General features: G+C 49.7%; 17 protein-coding genes. All 17 read left to right on the top strand.

The annotated features are described in order from the left end of the window. Positions 1-186 precede the first annotated feature (186 nt). On the top strand, positions 187-1,701 hold the full coding sequence (locus PUQ60_RS05405) for a sugar ABC transporter ATP-binding protein (protein ID WP_273380233.1): 1,515 nt from the start codon (positions 187-189) through the stop codon (positions 1,699-1,701). 2 nt (positions 1,702-1,703) lie between these two features. Continuing rightward, positions 1,704-2,762 carry an ABC transporter permease gene (locus PUQ60_RS05400; RefSeq protein ID WP_117796235.1) on the top strand — a complete coding sequence of 353 codons (1,059 nt, stop codon included), beginning with the start codon at positions 1,704-1,706 and terminating at the stop codon, positions 2,760-2,762. A gap of 3 nt (positions 2,763-2,765) precedes the next feature. Next, positions 2,766-3,779, top strand: a complete 1,014-nt coding sequence (locus PUQ60_RS05395; RefSeq protein ID WP_273380235.1) for a sugar ABC transporter permease YjfF — start codon at positions 2,766-2,768, stop codon at positions 3,777-3,779. 457 nt (positions 3,780-4,236) lie between these two features. Next, positions 4,237-5,436, top strand: coding sequence for a sugar ABC transporter substrate-binding protein (locus PUQ60_RS05390; protein WP_273380236.1), 1,200 nt, complete (start codon positions 4,237-4,239; stop codon positions 5,434-5,436). Between the two features lie 137 nt (positions 5,437-5,573). After that, positions 5,574-6,545 (top strand): ABC transporter permease, encoded by a 972-nt coding sequence (locus tag PUQ60_RS05385; protein ID WP_022358935.1) that lies wholly within the window; start codon positions 5,574-5,576, stop codon positions 6,543-6,545. Positions 6,546-6,563: 18 nt separating this feature from the next. Continuing rightward, positions 6,564-8,063, top strand: coding sequence for a sugar ABC transporter ATP-binding protein (locus PUQ60_RS05380; protein WP_022358936.1), 1,500 nt, complete (start codon positions 6,564-6,566; stop codon positions 8,061-8,063). Between the two features lie 10 nt (positions 8,064-8,073). Further along, complete coding sequence (locus PUQ60_RS05375; RefSeq protein WP_022358937.1) at positions 8,074-9,045, top strand: ABC transporter permease; 972 nt, start codon at positions 8,074-8,076, stop codon at positions 9,043-9,045. A gap of 32 nt (positions 9,046-9,077) precedes the next feature. Then, positions 9,078-10,190: a GntR family transcriptional regulator gene (locus PUQ60_RS05370; protein ID WP_022358938.1), complete on the top strand. Its 1,113-nt coding sequence runs from the start codon at positions 9,078-9,080 to the stop codon at positions 10,188-10,190. A 23-nt stretch (positions 10,191-10,213) separates the two neighbouring features. Further along, a complete protein-coding gene (araA, locus tag PUQ60_RS05365; RefSeq protein ID WP_118468294.1) occupies positions 10,214-11,653 on the top strand; it encodes an L-arabinose isomerase in 1,440 nt (479 codons plus the stop codon). Positions 11,654-11,814: 161 nt separating this feature from the next. Further along, positions 11,815-13,422, top strand: a complete 1,608-nt coding sequence (locus PUQ60_RS05360; protein ID WP_273380244.1) for an FGGY-family carbohydrate kinase — start codon at positions 11,815-11,817, stop codon at positions 13,420-13,422. A gap of 3 nt (positions 13,423-13,425) precedes the next feature. Further along, positions 13,426-14,124 (top strand): L-ribulose-5-phosphate 4-epimerase, encoded by a 699-nt coding sequence (locus PUQ60_RS05355; protein WP_107000582.1) that lies wholly within the window; start codon positions 13,426-13,428, stop codon positions 14,122-14,124. Positions 14,125-14,374: 250 nt separating this feature from the next. Further along, the gene (gene fsa, locus PUQ60_RS05350; RefSeq protein ID WP_022358583.1) at positions 14,375-15,031 is read left to right on the top strand and encodes a fructose-6-phosphate aldolase; all 657 of its coding nucleotides are present in this window, start codon (positions 14,375-14,377) and stop codon (positions 15,029-15,031) included. A gap of 135 nt (positions 15,032-15,166) precedes the next feature. After that, the gene (gene rimP / locus PUQ60_RS05345; RefSeq protein ID WP_118524082.1) at positions 15,167-15,634 is read left to right on the top strand and encodes a ribosome maturation factor RimP; all 468 of its coding nucleotides are present in this window, start codon (positions 15,167-15,169) and stop codon (positions 15,632-15,634) included. Between the two features lie 23 nt (positions 15,635-15,657). Further along, complete coding sequence (nusA, locus tag PUQ60_RS05340; RefSeq protein WP_273380917.1) at positions 15,658-16,848, top strand: transcription termination factor NusA; 1,191 nt, start codon at positions 15,658-15,660, stop codon at positions 16,846-16,848. A 105-nt stretch (positions 16,849-16,953) separates the two neighbouring features. Then, positions 16,954-17,229 carry a YlxR family protein gene (locus PUQ60_RS05335; RefSeq protein ID WP_117796229.1) on the top strand — a complete coding sequence of 92 codons (276 nt, stop codon included), beginning with the start codon at positions 16,954-16,956 and terminating at the stop codon, positions 17,227-17,229. Beyond that, the gene (locus PUQ60_RS05330) at positions 17,216-17,524 is read left to right on the top strand and encodes a ribosomal L7Ae/L30e/S12e/Gadd45 family protein (protein WP_022358579.1); all 309 of its coding nucleotides are present in this window, start codon (positions 17,216-17,218) and stop codon (positions 17,522-17,524) included. The genes PUQ60_RS05335 and PUQ60_RS05330 overlap by 14 nt, the downstream gene beginning before the upstream one ends. A 73-nt stretch (positions 17,525-17,597) precedes the next feature. Further along, positions 17,598-18,093, top strand: a 496-nt coding sequence (locus PUQ60_RS05325) for a translation initiation factor IF-2 N-terminal domain-containing protein (RefSeq protein ID WP_182457038.1), incomplete at its 3' end; no start/stop codon positions are given.

Below are 18,093 nucleotides of genomic sequence, written 5' to 3'. Positions count from 1 at the left end.
GATTTTGAATGGTATTTTTAAATGTAAATAATCGGACAGGCAATCGCTTTTGACCGTAAGTAAATGAGTGTCAGACCGGAGGTTTCGGCGGACGGCAGGCACTTGGCAATCAGGAGGCGCGGGGCTGGAGGCTTAGGTTTCCGTCCCTGCGCTTTCTTTTTCAAAAAATAAGGAGGCAAAGCTTTTATGGAAAAGGATTCCGTTCTTGAGATGAGGCATATTTATAAGACATTCCCGGGTGTAAAAGCTCTGCAGAATGTGGATTTTACCTTAAAAAAAGGCGAAATTCATGCCCTGATGGGGGAAAATGGCGCAGGAAAATCCACGCTGATCAAAGTCCTGACGGGTGTAGAGGAGTTTGAAACAGGGGAAATCATGATAGACGGCTGCGATCATGCGATCATCAACCGCAGCCCGCAGGAAGCACAGAACCGGGGCATCAGCACCGTGTATCAGGAAGTCAATCTCTGTCCGAATCTGACGGTTGCAGAGAATCTGTTTATCGGACGCGAACCGCGAAAAGGCGGATTGATTGACTGGAAAACAATGAATAAAAAGGCCAGCAAACTGCTGCAGGACCTTGACATACATGCAGATGTAACACAGACGATCGACAATTATTCGATTGCAATTCAGCAGATGGTAGCGATCGCCCGTGCAGTCGATATGTCGGCAAAGGTATTGATTCTTGATGAGCCGACCTCCTCCCTCGATGATGGGGAGGTAGAAAAGCTCTTTAATCTGATGCGCCGCCTGAAATCCGAAGGCGTCGGCATCATATTCGTTACCCATTTCCTGGAGCAGGTGTATGCAGTCTGCGATAAGATCACCGTTCTTCGGAATGGGCAGCTGGTAGGACAATTTACGACGGCGGAGCTTCCGAGAGTCCAGCTGGTTGCCAAGATGATGGGAAAGGATTTCGATGATCTGGCAGCGATCAAGGCTTCCAAGAGTGAGGAGAAACACGGCGAAGAGGACATCGTCATCAAGGCGGTGGGACTCGGAAAGAAAGGATACATAAAGCCGTTTGATCTGGTGATTCACAAGGGTGAAGTCGTCGGATTTACCGGGCTTCTGGGTTCAGGACGTTCTGAGACGGTCCGTGTCCTCTATGGAGCGGAAAAACCGGATGAGGGCGAGCTGAGCGTCAAGGGCAGACCGATCGCGGCACGCCACCCGCTGACTTCGATGAATGCCGGCATGGCATATCTGCCGGAGGATCGGAAAAACGAGGGTATCATCGCGGATCTGTCCGTGCGTGAGAACCTGATCATGGCACTTCAGGCAAAACGCGGTATGTTCCACCTGCTCAGCCGCAAGCAGCAGGAAGAATTTACCGATAAGTATATTGATATGCTGCAGATTAAGACCGCCAGCCGTGAGACACCGATCAAATCACTCTCCGGCGGCAACCAGCAGAAGGTAATCATCGGACGCTGGCTTCTGACAAACCCGGATTTTCTGATTCTGGACGAGCCGACCCGTGGTATCGACGTCGGAACCAAGACAGAGATTCAGAAACTGGTCGTAAAACTGGCAGAACAGGGCATGGCAGTCGTGTTTATTTCTTCCGAGATCGAGGAGATGCTCCGTACCTGCGACCGCATGGTCGTTATGCGCGATGGTGCAAAGGTAGGAGAACTTTCCGAGGATGAGATGAACCAGTCCAACATTATGTCAACCATTGCAGGAGGACAGTAGCTATGAAAAATATGACGTTCAAAAAAATTACCTCGCAGAGGCTGTTTCTCCCGATTTTCTGCCTTGCGCTGGTATTGCTGGTAAATATCGTCACGACGCCGAACTTCTTCGCGATCGAGGTGCGGAACGGCGTTCTCTACGGATACTTAATCGATATCATCAACCGTGCGTCAGAGCTGGTGATTCTGGCAGTCGGCATGACGCTTGTCGTATCGTCCTCTGCTGGAACGGATATTTCCGTCGGCGCGATCATGGCGGTCAGTGCGGCAGTCTGCTGCAACCTCTTAACCGGCGGCGAGCGCGCAGCAACTGCATATGCCAATCCGTTGATTCTCGGCTTCCTGGCGGCGCTCATCGTCGGCGCGGCGATTGGCTGCTTCAACGGTTTTCTGGTTGCAAAGTTAAACATCCAGCCGATGGTAGCGACTCTTATCATGTTTACCGCCGGGCGCGGTATCGCCCAGCTGATCACGGATGGACAGATCACATACGTGCGCGTGGACAGCTACCGTACCCTGGGCGCTTCCCTTCCGGGATTCCCGGTTCCGACCCCGTTTATCGTGGCGGTCGTCGTTGTGGCGCTGACTTCATTACTCTTGAAGAAAACGGCACTGGGTATGTACATCCAGTCGGTCGGTATCAATAAGCGTGCGTCCCAGCTCGTCGGCATCAAGTCGGTCATGATTATTTTCCTTACTTATGCGTACTGTGGGCTCTGCTCCGGTCTTTCAGGTCTGATTGCTTCCAGCCGCATCTACTCGGCGGATGCGAATAACATCGGTCTTAATATGGAGCTGGATGCGATTCTGGCAGTTGCCATCGGCGGAAACTCCCTCGGCGGCGGTAAATTCTCGCTGGCAGGTTCTGTCATCGGCGCGTATACGATTCAGGCGCTGACGACCACCCTGTATGCGATGCACGTATCCTCGGATCAGGTTCCGGTTTACAAGGCGATCGTGGTTGTCATCATCGTAGCACTCCAGTCTCCGGGATTTGCTAGATGGAGAAAATCCCTGGCACAGAAAAAAGAACTGAGCGCGGCAGGAAAGGAGGCGGCATAAATCATGAAAGAAAAGAAGAAATTAAATCAGAACACGTTCCTGCTTCTTGTCACGATCCTGCTGTTCTTCGTGATGTACGCGATCGGCTGCGTGCTCTTTAACGCACAGGGCTTTGCCAAGACACAGAACTTCTTAAACCTCTTTATTTCCAATGCGGGTCTGATTGTCATCGGTATCGGCATGACGATCGTCATGATCACCGGCGGTATCGATATCAGCGTCGGTTCCTTCGTGGCGATGGGCTGTATGATGCTGGCATGGATGATGGAAAAAGGCGGTATCGGTGCGGTTCCGGCGGTTCTCATCGTGCTGGTGACCGGGATTGTCTTTGGTCTGGTACAGGGATTCCTGGTTGCTTACATGGATATCCAGCCATTTATTGTTACCCTGGCGGGTATGTTCTTTGCCCGCGGCATGACCGCGATCATTTCCAAGGACATGATCAGTATTACGAATGAAACTTTCATGGCATGGGCGAAGATGAAACTTTACATTCCGTTCGGCGGCTATCTCAACAAAAAAGGCGTGATGATTTATCCGTATATCTATCCGACGGTTGTGATTGCGCTGGTGCTTCTGGTTCTGGCATTTATTATGCTGAAATATACGAAATTCGGACGCAGTATCTACGCGATCGGCGGCAATGAGCAGTCAGCGCTGATGATGGGCTTGAATGTACGCCGGGTAAAGCTGAAAGCTTATATCCTGGACGGTTTCCTTTGCGGTGTCGGCAGCATCCTGTTCTGTCTGAATACGCTGGGCGGCTTCGTTGAGCAGGCAAAGGGCTTCGAGATGGATGCGATCGCTTCCTCTGTTATCGGCGGCACGCTCTTAACCGGCGGTGTCGGCAATGTATTTGGAACTTTGTTTGGCGTCCTCATCAAGGCGACGATCGAGGCATTTATCACTTTCCAGGGAACCCTTTCTTCCTGGTGGACCCGTATCACGATCGCGGCACTCTTATGCTTCTTTATCGTGCTTCAGTCGATTCTTGCGATGGTAAAGAAGAAAAAGTAGAAATCCTCTTCCAGAGACAAACAAACTGTCATGGATGTCTGGTATGACAGCATCAAGATAGAACAGTCAAAGTGACGGGAATATTCCTGCAAAGAGGGAGGAGACATCTGAAAAAAGTACAGTACATATCAGAAACAATATAAAGTTGTATTTTCTTAGTTCGACATGATTCGAGAGAAAATTAGCAAACTTATACATGATGCATAAATTTTGAGCGAAATCAACCGCTTTAATTTATGCATCATTTGTATTTCTGATAAAAGAATGTCAAAATGAGGCGTGAAATTTATAACAATCTACAAAATAAAATACAACTTTATGAAAAAATGATCCTGTATTCACTTGCACAATTTGTCCCGGATTGCTATAATAAAACTACAAAAAAGTTGTGAAAAGCAACAAAGCAGCGCGGCAGGGGGTGCCGCCTGCAAAGAAAAGTTTATGGGAGGTAGTTAGAATGAAAAAAATGTTCAAACGTGCCGCTGCATCCGTGACCGCAGCAGCGATGGCAGTGAGCATGACCGCATGCGGCGGCTCTGGAGCAGCAAATGCGACACAGGCAGCAGATGCTTCTGCAGAAGGAAGCGAGGCAGCAGCTTCGACGATCGACAACAAAGACATCAAGATCGGTGTTTCCATCTGGTCCTCCACCGATGTACTTGGTTCCCAGTGTAAGCTGATCATCGATGAGGCAGCAAAGGCTCTGGGTGTTCAGGTTCAGTACGTTGACCAGGGTCATGTATCGGAGAAGGTTACCGCATCCGTAGAGCAGTTAGCTGCAGCAGGATGCCAGGGTATCATCATCTGCAACTCTTCTGATACAGAGATGACATCCGCTATCAAGACATGTAATGACAATAAAGTATATCTGGCACAGTTCTTCCGTGTTATCAGCCAGGAGAACAGCAAGGATATCTATGATTTAGCAACTGCATCACCGTACTACATCGGTGCTGTTCATGAGAACGAGCCGGAGAACGGCGAGAAATTAGTTCAGATTCTTCTGGATAAGGGCGACAGAAACATCGGTCTGATCGGCTGGGAGCAGGGCGACGCTACCTGGCTTGGCAGATGGGAAGGCTACAAAGCTGGTGTTGAGAAATGGAATGCAGAGCATCCGGATGATCAGGCGAAGCTTTCTGAGCCGCAGTACGCAGGTACTTCTTCTGAGGGTGGTTCCAAGGCAGCAGAGGCTCTGATGTCCGCAGATCCGACTCTGGATGCACTGATTCCGGCAGGCGGCGGCGGTGACCCGCTTCAGGGCGCTATCGCAGCAGTTGAGCGTGCAGGCAAGACTCAGGATATCGACATCGTTTCCACAGACTTCCTTCCGGATCTGGGAGAGAGACTTGAGAATGGTTCCATGGCTGGTGAGTCTGGCGGACATTACTGCGATCCGCTTATCGCTTTCATGATGGTTTACAACGCAATCAAGGGTAACTACACAGGTATCGAGGGCAGCTTCGAGGATGTTCCGTTCCCGTATCTGTATGTATCTTCTCCGGACGACTACAAAGCATATGAGCAGTACTTCGTAGATCAGCTTCCATACACCGATGAGGAACTGGTAGCTATGTCCAAGCTTAGCCTGGATGACCTGAAAGCAACTGCAGCTGGTATCTCCATTGAGGATGCTGCACAGAGAGCAGGCAACTAATTAATTCAGAAACGGATTCAAATTATAGAATTTTAAGAGGCTGAATGTAATAGAAAAGGCCGGTATCGCACGGCGCGATGCCGGTCTTTTCTTTAAAAGAAAAAAGAGACTGAGCAGTTATGAATGAGGTATAAAATATGGGTTCTTCTGTTGTTGAAACAACCGGAAAGAAAAAACTTTCGGGAACTGCCAAGGGTTATATCATCCTGGTAGGCCTGGTAGTGCTTTCCTGGGCGATTTTTAAAGTTCTGACGCCGGGCAATTTTGGTTCTCCGGCCAATATGCTGAGTTATTTTCAGGCCAGCCTGATCGCGACGGTTGGCGCTGTTGGTTTTTACTTTGTTATGGTTATGGGTATGTTCGATTTCTCCATCGGCGCGAACATCATGCTTTCAGCGATTGTAGGCTGTGTATTTGCCTCTCGTTTCGGCATGGGATATGCCGGTCTTATCATCGGCAGCGTGCTGACTGGTACCATTGTCGGACTTTTAAACGGTATTTTTTATGTAAAACTCCGTATCCCGTCCATGATTGTAACGACGGGTCTGGCTCTTATCTATGAGTCGGTTGCCAACTACATCGCAGGCGGCGTGGAGCAGACGCTTCCGTCCAACCTCCGTGCATTCGGACAGATGCCATGGAACATTATTCTGGCACTTCTGGCATGTGTGGCAGCTTACATTTTCTTAAATTATACAAAGATTGGTACGTATACATATGCGATCGGCAGCAACGAGTTCGTAGCGAAAAACATGGGTATCAATGTTAATAAGTACAAAGTACTTGCATTTATCTTAAGCGGCGCATTTTTAGGCGTTATGGCGATTTTAACGATCAGCTACGGTTCCTCCATGGTAGCGGTAACCGGTATGGCGTCGATGAGCCGTAACTTCGTTCCGACGATGGGATGCTTCTTCGGTCTGGCGTTTAAGAAATATGGCATGCCGCTGCAGGCGATCGTCATCGGCGAGTTTGTTATCAACATTATTTTCTTTGGTTTCATCGCGATGGGTGCACCGACAGCGATCCAGGACGTTATTACAGGTCTGGCACTGTTAATTATCATCACGCTGACCACAAAAGCAGAAAAAGGCGAGATTGTCAAGTAAATCGAGGGAGGAAATGCAATGAGCGAGGTAAGATTACAGGTAAAAAATCTTTGCAAGTCCTTCGGTATCACGAAGGCAGTTCAGAATGTGTCTTTTAATGTCAATAAAGGCGAGGTTCACGCGCTGATCGGAGAGAATGGTTCCGGTAAATCGACGCTGACCAACATGCTGACCGGCATCTACAGTATCGGAAGCGGTACCTTCATTCTGGATGGGAAAGAGATTCATCCGAAGAATCAGGTAGAAGCCAACAACGAGGGTGTTTCTATTATCGTACAGGAGTTAGGAACCCTGTCGGGACTTACAGTAGCGGAAAATATATTCCTGGGACACGAAGATCAGTTCGTACATATGGGAATTAAAAATACAAATGCCATGAATAAAAAGGCGACGGAGCTTCTGAAACAGTACGGCTTCGAGCGCATCAAGGCGGCAGACATCATCGACAACTACAATTTCGAGGATCGGAAGCTGGTCGAGATCGTAAAGGCAACCTACTTCAATCCGAAGATTGTTGTCATCGATGAGACGACCACGGCACTTTCCCAGGAAGGCCGTGAAGAACTTTACAAACACATGAACCGCATCCGTGAGAGCGGCAACACGGTTATCTTTATCTCCCATGACCTTCCGGAGATTCTGGAGAAGTCAGATACCATCACGATCCTGCGCGACGGCGTTTACATTGATACCGTCAAGAGCAAGGATGTGACCGAGGACGATCTGAAACGTCTGATGGTAGGCCGTGAGGTAACAGGTGATTATTACCGTGCGGATTACGGCGAGAAAGTATCAGATGAAGTCGTTCTTTCTGTTAAGAACGTGACGGTTCCGGGACTCATCGAGGATGTCAGCTTTGATCTTCACAAGGGCGAGATCCTTGGCTTTGGCGGTCTGTCCGAGTCCGGTATGCATGAGATCGGCAAAGCAATCTTTGGCGCTTCCTATGACAGAACCGGTACGGTACAGCTGGCAGACGGAACGCAGATCAACGATATCCCGGGCGCGATCAAGCACAGCATCGCGTATACATCGAAGGATCGTGATAATGAGTCAGTCGTTTTAAACCAGAGCATCGGCGACAACATCTGCCTGCCGTCCCTGGATTCGCTGGCAAACAAGCTTCACCTGTTGAGCGATAAGAAATTAAGAGAATTTTCCAACCAGTTTGCAAAACAGATGTCCGTTAAGATGGTAAACGTAAACCAGTTCGTTTCGGAGCTTTCTGGTGGTAATAAGCAGAAGGTCGTTCTGGCAAGATGGATTGGAAAAGATTCCGATATTGTCGTTCTCGACAGTCCGACCCGTGGTATTGATATCAAGGTTAAACAGGACATTTACCAGTTAATGAACCAGATGAGAAAGAACGGAAAATCGATTATCATGATTTCCGAGGAGCTGATGGAGCTGATTGGTATGTGCGACCGCATCATTATCATGAAGGACGGCAAGATCAGCGGTGAGCTGGAACGTGATGAGGCGATGGATGAGAACAGCCTGATCACGATGATGGTATAAGGAGGATGCAATGGAGAATCAAGTTAAGACAAGTACGGAAAATAAAGAGCAGCAGCTCAAAAAGTTATCAAAAATGACGATGATCCGTTCGCTTCTGCCGATTGCGGGACTGATTATCATCTTTCTTATGTTCAATGCCCTGACGAATTTCCGGATGATGAATAACCTTCCTCTGGTACTTTCCCAGGTGTATGTCACCATGATTTCGGCAACCGGCGTATTCTTTATCATGACGATGGGCGGTCTGGATTTCTCCCAGGGTTCCATTCTTGGTATTGCATCGATTGTTGTCTGCATGGTTTCCAAGACCAGCATTCCACTGGCGATTGTGGCAGGTATCGCGGTTGGTGCAGCGATCGGCGCCATCAACGGTTACTTCTATGTATACCGCAAGATTAAATCCTTCATCGTTACGATTTGTACGATGTTCTTATTCCGTGGATTTATCAAATATCTGACGACCAACGCGCCGGTAGCCGGCTCTGCGATGTTAATCAACTTCGACAGCACTGAATTAAAGCTGGCTTGTACGTTGGCGGTCCTGATTATCGGATTTATTTTATTCCGCTTTACCAAGTTTGGTACTTATTTAAAGGCGATCGGAGCAGGTGAGAAAGCAGCGATGTTCTCCGGCATCCGTACCGACCGCATGAAGTTCCTTATCTACACACTGGCAGGTGCGATCACAGGATTTGCCGCATTTATCAATGTTATCAAGGTTGGTTCGGTTACTTCTTCCGGTGGTAACCAGCTTGAGACCCAGATCCTGATTGCACTGGTACTGGGCGGTATGCCGATTTCCGGTGGTGCGAAGGTACGTTTTGAGAATATCATCGTTGGTTCTCTTCTGTACATCGTCCTGAACAGTGGTCTGACGATGATGGGCTTTACCACACAGATGATGCAGCTCATCCAGGGTGTTGTATTCCTGATATTCGTAGCTGTATTCGCAGACCGACAGTCCCTGCAGGTTATCAAATAGGACAGACGAAAGCGACATCTGGAGGTTACAGTATGAGGGAGAACAGCAGCCGGAATCAGGATGGACTTAAATATCAGAAGCTCTACAACTGGGGTCGGACGCTGATTATGAGCGGGGTGCTCCGGAATATGGACAAGTTTCCGTCCGAGCACATGCTCCAGAATAAATTTGGATACTCCCGCCAGACGGTCCGCAACGCGCTCGACCGCCTGGAGCAGGACGGGCTGATTGCCCGGGTCAAGGGAAGCGGCACTTACGTTTCCTACGCGCCGGAGAAGAATAAGGAAGAACGTCCCCGCATCGGACTGATTCTCAGTTATTTTTCAGATTACCTGTTTCCGCAGGTGTATGAGGGAATCGAGTCCGTCCTGCGGGAGGAAGGCTATGAGATCAGCGTTTCAGTCACGCGCAACCGCTTAAATGACGAGGCTCTGTATCTCAAGGGGATGCTGGGGCGCAATGTGTCCGGACTCATCATCGAGGGGACGCGTTCCAGTTTCCCGAATCCGAATCTGCGGCTTTACAAGGAGATACGGCGGAGAAATATTCCGACGCTGTTTATTCACAATCATTACCAGAATGAGACGTTTGACAGCGTGGAGATGTCGGATGCGCGCGCGGGCTATGAGCTGACGCGGATTCTGATACAGAACGGACATACCCGGATCGGCGGTATTTTCAAATACGATGACTGGCAGGGGATCGAGCGTTACCGCGGCTTTATTGAGTGCCTGTCGGATTTCGGGATCGATTTCCAGGAGGACTGGATCCGCTGGTATTCGACCCGGGATATGGAAGAGAAATTAAGCAAAAAGGGACTCCAGCGGATGTACCGCCGGACGAAGGACTGTACCGCGATGATCCTCTACAACGACGAGGTGGCAGGCAGCTATATGGATTTTTTAAAGGACCGTGGGCTGCGTGTGCCGGAAGATATTTCCCTGGTATCGTTTGATGATGCCGGACCGGCGCAGGAGGGGGATCTCACGATCCTGTCCGTGATTCATCCCAAGTACAATCTTGGGCGGCTGACAGCGCGTAATCTTCTGCGGATGATAGAGGATCCGGACTGGCAGGAAAAGAAGTATTCGTACCGGTTTCCAGTGATGTTTAACAACGGAAATTCGGTTCGGGATATACATTGAAAATGACAAGGAGGCAGATTAAAATGAAAAAGTTATACTTTATTGTGGGTTCCCAGGACTTATACGGAGAGGAATGCCTGAAACAGGTTGCAGAAGACAGCCGTCAGATGGTTGCATTCTTAAACGAAAAAGTGGGCGATCTGGCAGAGATCGAACTTCTTCCAACCGTAGAGACTTCTGAAATCTGTATTCAGGATATGCGGAAAGCTTCGAATGATGATGACTGTGTCGGCGTTATCACATGGATGCACACCTTCTCCCCTGCAAAAATGTGGATCAAAGGTCTGCAGGAATTAAGAAAACCGCTGCTTCATTTACATACACAGGCAAATGAGAAACTTCCGTATGATGAGATCGACATGGATTTCATGAACCTGAACCAGTCCGCACATGGCGACCGTGAGTACGGCTTCATCGTTGCCAGAATGGGTATTCCGCATGAGGTTGTAGCTGGATATTACAAACATGACGATGTGGTAGCAAAGATCCGCCAGTTTGCATCCGTTGCAAAGGCTATCTCCTACTCTAAGTCCTTAAAGGTAGCTTCCTTCGGCAACAATATGCGCGAGGTAGCGGTTACCGACGGCGACCGCGTAGAGAGCCAGATCAAATACGGCTGGGAGTGCAACTACTATGCACTGGGCGATCTGGTTGACATCATCAACCAGGTAACCGAGGAAGAGATCGATGCGAAGATGAAAGAGTATACCGATAAGTATACAATGAAGACCGACCGCATTGATTCTGTCCGCGAGCAGGCTAAATACGAAGTGGGCCTGGAGAAATTCCTCTCCACGAACGGAATCGGTGCATTTGCAGACACCTTCCAGGATCTGCACGGCTTAAAGCAGCTTCCGGGTATCGCAGCACAGAACCTGATGGGCAAAGGCATCGGCTTTGGTCCGGAGGGGGATTACAAGATTTCCGCTCTGTCTGCAGTCCTGATGAAGATGTCCGAGGGCAAAGAGGGCGCAACCGGCTTTATCGAGGATTACACCTACGATCTGACTCCGGGACAGGAGTTAGAGTTAGCTTCCCATATGCTGGAGGTTCCGCCGGCATTTGCAGCAACCAAACCGGAGATCGATGTAATTCCGCTGGGGATCGGCGGCAAGGAAGATCCGGCAAGACTGATTTTCGACGGCGTGACCGGCGATGGTATCCAGGTAACGATGGTAGATATGGGCGATCATTTCCGCATCATCTGTGCAGATATCGAGCTTGTAAAACAGCCGAAACCGATGCCAAAACTTCCGGTAGCGAGAATTATGTACCGTCATAAACCGAACTTCCAGATCGGTACGGCTGCATGGTGCTACGCAGGCGGCGCTCATCACTCCGTTGTATCTACCGCTCTGACGAGAGATGACATCGCTATGTTCGCGCGTCTGACCGGTACCGAGTTAATTACAATCGGCGAAGATACGACAGAGGCTGATTTACAGAAATTCTTTATGAAATAATAGGGCGTTTGAAAGATAAAAATTTTTGAAAAAGACGTAACTGCATAAGTTTTTGCCACAACTGTGAAAATAGAATAGTTATGAATGACGGGGCGTGCCGCAGCCAAGGGGATGAAAATTCCGGCGGCGGTGCGCTTTTTGCTACAATGAGGAGGATGGATATGGGCCGCAGTGCGGAAGAGATCAAGAAAGACATAGAGAGCGGAAATACAGCGCTCGGAATTGAATTTGGTTCGACCCGAATCAAGGCAGTCTTGACGGACGGCACGACCGCGCCGATCGCGCAGGGGAGCTATGAGTGGGAAAACCGTCTGGAAAATGGTATCTGGACCTATTCCCTGGAAGATATCTGGAAAGGCTTAAAGGACTGCTACGCGGATCTGGCTGCCGATGTGAAGAAACAATACGGTTTAACGCTTAAAAAGGTTGGTGCGATGGGCGTCAGCGCCATGATGCACGGCTATATGGCATTTGATGCGGACGGAAAACTGCTCGTTCCGTTCCGTACCTGGAGAAATACGATGACCGCCGAGGCGGCAAGACGCCTGACGGACCTGTTTAACTACAATATCCCGCAGAGATGGAGTATTGCACACCTGTATCAGGCGGTGATCAACGGCGAGGAGCATGTATCCCGCGTGCATTTCCTGACCACCTTAGCCGGATATGTACATTGGAAACTGACCGGTAAGCAGGTACTTGGCGTCGGCGATGCTTCGGGTATGTTCCCGATCGACCCGGCAACCGGACAGTATGATGCTGAAATGCTGGATAAGTTCGAAGAAATGATGGTTCCAAAGGGATATCCGTGGAAGCTGCGCGACCTTCTGCCGGAGGTCCTGAGCGCTGGCGATGAGGCGGGAACGCTGACTGAGGAAGGCGCGAAGCTGCTGGATGAGAGCGGCAATCTGGAAGCTGGCATTCCGCTGTGCCCGCCAGAGGGCGATGCAGGAACCGGTATGACTGCAACCAATAGTGTGGCAGTCCGCACCGGTAACGTATCTGCCGGAACTTCCGTATTTGCAATGGTTGTTCTGGAAAAGACTCTGGAGACGGTTCACCAGGAGATTGACATGGTAACTACGCCGGACGGTCATCTGGTCGGCATGGTTCACTGCAACAACTGTACCTCCGATCTGAATGCCTGGGTAGGTCTGTTTGAAGAGTTCTATGAGCTGATGGGTCAGAAAACAGATCGCAACACCCTGTTTGGAACCCTGTACCGCAAGGCGCTTGAGGGCGATGAAGACTGCGGCGGACTGATGTCCTACTGCTACCTCTCCGGCGAGCCGATCACCGACTTCGAGGAGGGACGCCCGCTGTTTATGCGCCGTCCGGACAGCAAGCTGGGACTGGCAAACTTCATGCGTACCCACTTATACAGTTCCCTGGCAACCCTGAAATATGGTCTGGACATTCTGTTCAAGGAAGAGCACGTGACGCTGGATAAACTGATGGGCCACGGCGGATTCTTCAAGACGAAGGGCGTTGGACAGCGTATCATGGCGGCAGCGGCTGACGTACCGGTATCCGTTATGGAGACAGCCGGTGAGGGCGGTGCCTGGGGTATCGCGGTTCTGGCGGCGTACCGTAAGGATAAGAAGCCGGGACAGAGCTTGTCCGATTACTTAAATGAGCAGGTATTTGCAGATGCAAAGGCGGAGACGATGGAGCCGGATGCAAAGGATGTCGAGGGCTTCAATGCGTTTATGACAAGCTATATCAATGGTCTGGCTGCCGAGAGAGGCGCCGTAGAAGGAAGGTTTTAATCGATGCTGGAAGAATTAAAAAAAGAAGTATACGAAGCTAATATGCTGCTTCCGAAATACGGTCTGGTTACCTTTACCTGGGGCAATGTTTCCGGGATTGACCGCGAGAAGGGGCTGTTTGTCATCAAACCGTCTGGCGTGGACTATGACAAACTGACGCCAGATGATATGGTTGTCATGGATCTGGAAGGAAACCGCGTTGAGGGAACGCTGAATCCGTCCTCTGATACAAAAACCCACCTGATTCTTTATAACCGTTTTCCGAAGATCGGCGGCGTGGTTCACACGCACAGCCCGTGGGCGACTTCCTGGGCGCAGGCGGGACGCGACATTCCGTGCTACGGAACGACCCATGCAGATTATATTTATGGTTCCGTTCCATGCGCGAGAAACTTAAATGAGGAAGAATTAAAGAATTATGAGTGGAACACAGGCGTGCTGATTGCAGATTTGTTTGAGGAGAGGAAGCTCGACCCGATGGCGGTGCCATGTGTGCTTTGCAAGAACCATGGACCGTTTACCTGGGGCAAGGATGCGCATGAGGCGGTTCATAACGCGGTTGTACTCGAGGAGGTTGCCAAGATGGCGGCGCGCTGCGAGATGATCAATCCGGATGTGAAGGAAGCGCCGCAGTGCCTGCAGGATAAGCATTATCTGCGGAAGCATGGCCCGGGGGCGTATTACGGACAAGGGAATTTGTAGTTACTGTTCACGGGTAGGCACTTTTGAAACTAAAAGTGCCGTAAGAAAACGTGGTGGCAGCAGGAATTTGCCGTATTTAAATGCGAAGCCACGGCAAATTCCGTTACTGGGCACGTATGCGTGAACAGTAACAATTTGTAAAATATAGATTCAAGTATGGAAATAGATGGGACAAGTATGGTATACTTATGTATAGTAGATATAGGAGATACTGGCTATCTATCTTATAAAAATTAGGAGGATATGAGAAATGAAATTTTTTATTGATACCGCGAATGTTGATGAGATCCGTGAAGCGAATGATATGGGTATTATCTGTGGCGTTACCACAAACCCGTCTCTGATTGCAAAAGAAGGCCGTGATTTTAATGAGGTTATCAAAGAGATCACCAGCATTGTAGATGGACCGATTTCCGGTGAGGTTAAGGCTACGACTGTGAAGGCAGAGGATATGATCGCCGAGGGTCGTGAAATCGCTAAGATTCATCCGAACATGGTCGTTAAAATCCCGATGACTACCGAGGGCTTAAAGGCTGTGAAAGCTCTGTCCGCTGAGGGCATCAAGACCAATGTAACCCTGATCTTTACTGCCAACCAGGCACTTCTGGCTGCAAGAGCAGGCGCTACATACGTTTCTCCGTTCTTAGGCCGTCTGGATGACATCTCCACCAACGGTACAGACCTGATTTACGATATCGTAGAGATCTTTGACAATTATCCGGAGATTTCCACCGAGATTATCTGTGCTTCCACCAGACATCCGATGCACATCATCGAGTGCGCGAAGGCTGGCGCTGACATCGCAACTGTTCCGTTCAAGGTTCTGATGCAGATGGTAAAACACCCGCTGACTGATGCTGGTATCGAGAAATTCAAAGCAGATTATGAGGCTGTATTCGGTAAATAAAGAGAAACAATAGGAAATACCTCTTGAACTTCCGAAAAAAGCATGTTATACTAGGCACGATAACATAATAGACTGACTGGAAAGAGTGGACAAAAAAGTCCACTCTTTCTAATTTCATAGAAAGGTGGTGGGGGTGTGGCAAAGGGAGAGCAGTACGAAGCACGGGTAGAGGCGTGGATCACGCCGGTTCTGGAGCAGCATCAGTTTGAGCTGGTTGATGTGGAGTATGTCCGCGAGGTCGGCGTCTGGTATCTGCGGTGCTACATTGACAAAGAGGGCGGTATTACCGTTGATGACTGCGAGGTAATCAGCCGTCTGCTTGGTGAATGGCTGGATAAGGAAGATTTCATCGAGGACAGCTATATACTGGAGGTAAGTTCTCCGGGACTGGGACGTCCTCTGAAGAAAGAGAAAGATTTTGCAAGAAGCATCGGCAAAGATGTGGAGATCCGCCTGTATAAAGCGATCGACAAACAGAAGGAATTTACAGGAACGCTTACGTCCTATGACGCGGATTCCGTGACACTCACGATGGAGGACGGCAGCGAGCGTACATTTGAAAAATCAGAGATTGCTTTGATTCGTTTAGCCTTTGATTTTTAGACGGTAGGAGGAGATAAAATAAAATGAATAAAGAGTTGATTGAGGCAATAAATCTGCTGGAAAAAGAAAACAATATCAGCAAAGATGTTCTTTTAGAAGCGATTGAAAATTCTCTGCTGACAGCATACAAAAACAATTATGGCCGGGCAGATAATGTCAAGGTAAACATCAACCGTGAAACAGGAGATTTTTCCATCGTGGCAGAGCGTGAGGTTGTGGAGACCGTAGAGGATCCGATGACCCAGGTAAGCCTGGCAGAGGCAAAGCTCTTAAACAGCAAGTATGAGCTGGGCGACATCGTTCAGTTCTCTGTCAATTCCAAGGAGTTTGGACGTATCGCCGTTCAGAACGCGAAGAATGTTATCTTACAGAAGCTTCGTGAGGCGGAGCGCAACGCCCTGTATGAGGAGTGGCACTGCAGAGAGAAAGATATCGTAACGGGTATCGTACAGCGCTATGTAGGACGCAACATCAGCATCAACTTAGGCAAGATCGACACGATCTTGAACGAGAGTGAGCAGGTAAAGGGCGAGGTATTCAAACCGACCGAGCGTATCAAACTGTATGTCATTGAAGTAAAAGAGACACAGCGCGACCCGCGTATCACCGTATCCAGAAGCCATCCAGATCTGGTAAAACGCCTTTTTGAGTCTGAGGTTGCCGAGGTCCGAGACGGTACCGTAGAGATCAAGGCGATTGCACGTGAGGCAGGTTCCCGTACGAAGATGGCAGTCAGCTCCAACGACCCGAACGTCGATCCGGTCGGCGCATGTGTCGGCTTAAACGGCGCGCGTGTCAGCGCGGTTGTCAATGAGCTGCGCGGTGAGAAGATCGATATCATCAACTGGGATGACAACCCTGCATTCCTGATTGAGAACGCGTTAAGCCCGGCAAAGGTTATCCTGGTTGCAGCAGATGAGGAAGCACGCGAGGCACAGGTGATCGTTCCGGATTACCAGCTTTCCCTGGCAATCGGTAAAGAGGGGCAGAATGCACGTCTGGCAGCCCGCCTGACCGGCTTCAAGATCGATATCAAGAGCGAGACACAGGCAAGAGAGTCTGGTCTTTTAGATGAGCTTGAGAGCGGTTATGAGGAAGGCTTCGAGGGCTACACCGATGACCCGCTGATCAGCGTGGCAGAGGAAGACACAGCCGAGGCAGCAGAAAATGAGGCAGCTGAGGGCACAGAAGAGCCGGCAGCGGAGCAGGAATAATCCTGACAGATAATGTGCGGGGATGCTGATTTCGGGCGGAGCGAGCAGATTTGGCAGAAAGAAAGCAGCAGAACCGGGATTTGACAGAAATGGAAGTGATAGACAGTGGGAGCAAAGAAAGTGCCGCTCAGACAGTGCATCGGATGCGGAGAAATGAAGAGCAAAAAAGAAATGATCCGCGTTTTAAAGACAGCCGACGATACGATCGAGATTGACGCGACGGGCCGTAGGAATGGACGCGGCGCCTACCTCTGTCCTTCGATGGACTGCTGGAAAAAGGCGGTAAAGAGCAAAGGACTGGAGCGGTCGCTCAAGATGGCGATTCCGAAGGAAGTCTATGAGGCGCTGGAAAAGGAGATGGAGCAGTTTGGAGAATCGTAAAAAGGTGCTGAATCTTCTGGGACTGGCGACGCGCGCCGGTAAGACGGCAAGCGGCGAGTTCATGACCGAGAAAGCGATCAAGAGTGGAAAAGCGTATCTGGTGATCGTGTCAGAAGAAGCGTCGGATAATACAAAAAAGATGTTTGAAAATTCATGTGCATACTACAAGGTTCCCGTGTACCAGTTCGGCATGAAAGAAGAGCTGGGACACGCGATGGGAAAAGAGATGAGAGCGTCTCTGGCCGTTTTGGATTCCGGTTTTGCAAAGGCGTTAAGAGAGAAGTTAGATAATTAACGCTTTTCTGGGCGGGCTCTTTTAGGAGCTTATGCAGAACGGGAAGGCAGTGCCGGAACGGAGGTAGCAAAACATGAGAGTTAATGAGTTGTCAAAACAGATTGGCAAATCAAATAAAGAAGTTTTAGAGATACTGCAGAAAAATCATTTTGACGTAAAAAGCCATTCTTCCAAGGTGACGGAGGAACAGGCAGAAGCAGTCAGATGCTTCCTTGCAGGAGCAAAGAGACAGACGACAGCGTCAAAGACAGATACAGGAAAGGCGGAAACAAATCGAGTGGAAGATATAAAGAAAGAGCCGTTAGAGGCAGAGAAGAAAGAGGCGGAGAAGACAACTGAGCCGCCGAAAAAGCGGATTGCAGCGGTTTATCGTCCGCAGAACAGCGTACAGAGAGGAAGCCGTCCGGCAGGCAAGGCCAATACAGGAAACGCAGCCAAGACCGGAGCGCCGGCAAGCCGTCCGGCAGCAGCAAGTGCAGAGCAGACCGCAGAGCCGGCTAAGAGCGCAGCTCCAGCGGAGAACCGTGATGGACAGAGAAGCGGCTATCAGGGAAACCGCGACGGACAGA

This window comes from Clostridium sp. AF02-29, from assembly GCF_934835585.1.
Classification (GTDB): Bacteria; Bacillota; Clostridia; order Lachnospirales; family Lachnospiraceae; genus Otoolea; species Otoolea fessa.
The sequence above is the reverse complement of the archived record's forward strand: the minus strand, read 5'-3'. Positions and strand labels throughout refer to the sequence as shown.

Coding starts and splice junctions, on each gene's coding strand:
- PUQ60_RS05355 (WP_107000582.1), top strand. CDS start 13,426: ATGCTGGAAGAATTAAAAAAAGAAGTATACGAAGCTAATATGCTGCTT.
- PUQ60_RS05385 (WP_022358935.1), top strand. CDS start 5,574: ATGGGTTCTTCTGTTGTTGAAACAACCGGAAAGAAAAAACTTTCGGGA.
- PUQ60_RS05375 (WP_022358937.1), top strand. CDS start 8,074: ATGGAGAATCAAGTTAAGACAAGTACGGAAAATAAAGAGCAGCAGCTC.
- PUQ60_RS05360 (WP_273380244.1), top strand. CDS start 11,815: ATGGGCCGCAGTGCGGAAGAGATCAAGAAAGACATAGAGAGCGGAAAT.
- fsa (WP_022358583.1), top strand. CDS start 14,375: ATGAAATTTTTTATTGATACCGCGAATGTTGATGAGATCCGTGAAGCG.
- nusA (WP_273380917.1), top strand. CDS start 15,658: ATGAATAAAGAGTTGATTGAGGCAATAAATCTGCTGGAAAAAGAAAAC.
- PUQ60_RS05380 (WP_022358936.1), top strand. CDS start 6,564: ATGAGCGAGGTAAGATTACAGGTAAAAAATCTTTGCAAGTCCTTCGGT.
- PUQ60_RS05370 (WP_022358938.1), top strand. CDS start 9,078: ATGAGGGAGAACAGCAGCCGGAATCAGGATGGACTTAAATATCAGAAG.
- araA (WP_118468294.1), top strand. CDS start 10,214: ATGAAAAAGTTATACTTTATTGTGGGTTCCCAGGACTTATACGGAGAG.
- PUQ60_RS05400 (WP_117796235.1), top strand. CDS start 1,704: ATGAAAAATATGACGTTCAAAAAAATTACCTCGCAGAGGCTGTTTCTC.
- PUQ60_RS05405 (WP_273380233.1), top strand. CDS start 187: ATGGAAAAGGATTCCGTTCTTGAGATGAGGCATATTTATAAGACATTC.
- PUQ60_RS05395 (WP_273380235.1), top strand. CDS start 2,766: ATGAAAGAAAAGAAGAAATTAAATCAGAACACGTTCCTGCTTCTTGTC.
- PUQ60_RS05390 (WP_273380236.1), top strand. CDS start 4,237: ATGAAAAAAATGTTCAAACGTGCCGCTGCATCCGTGACCGCAGCAGCG.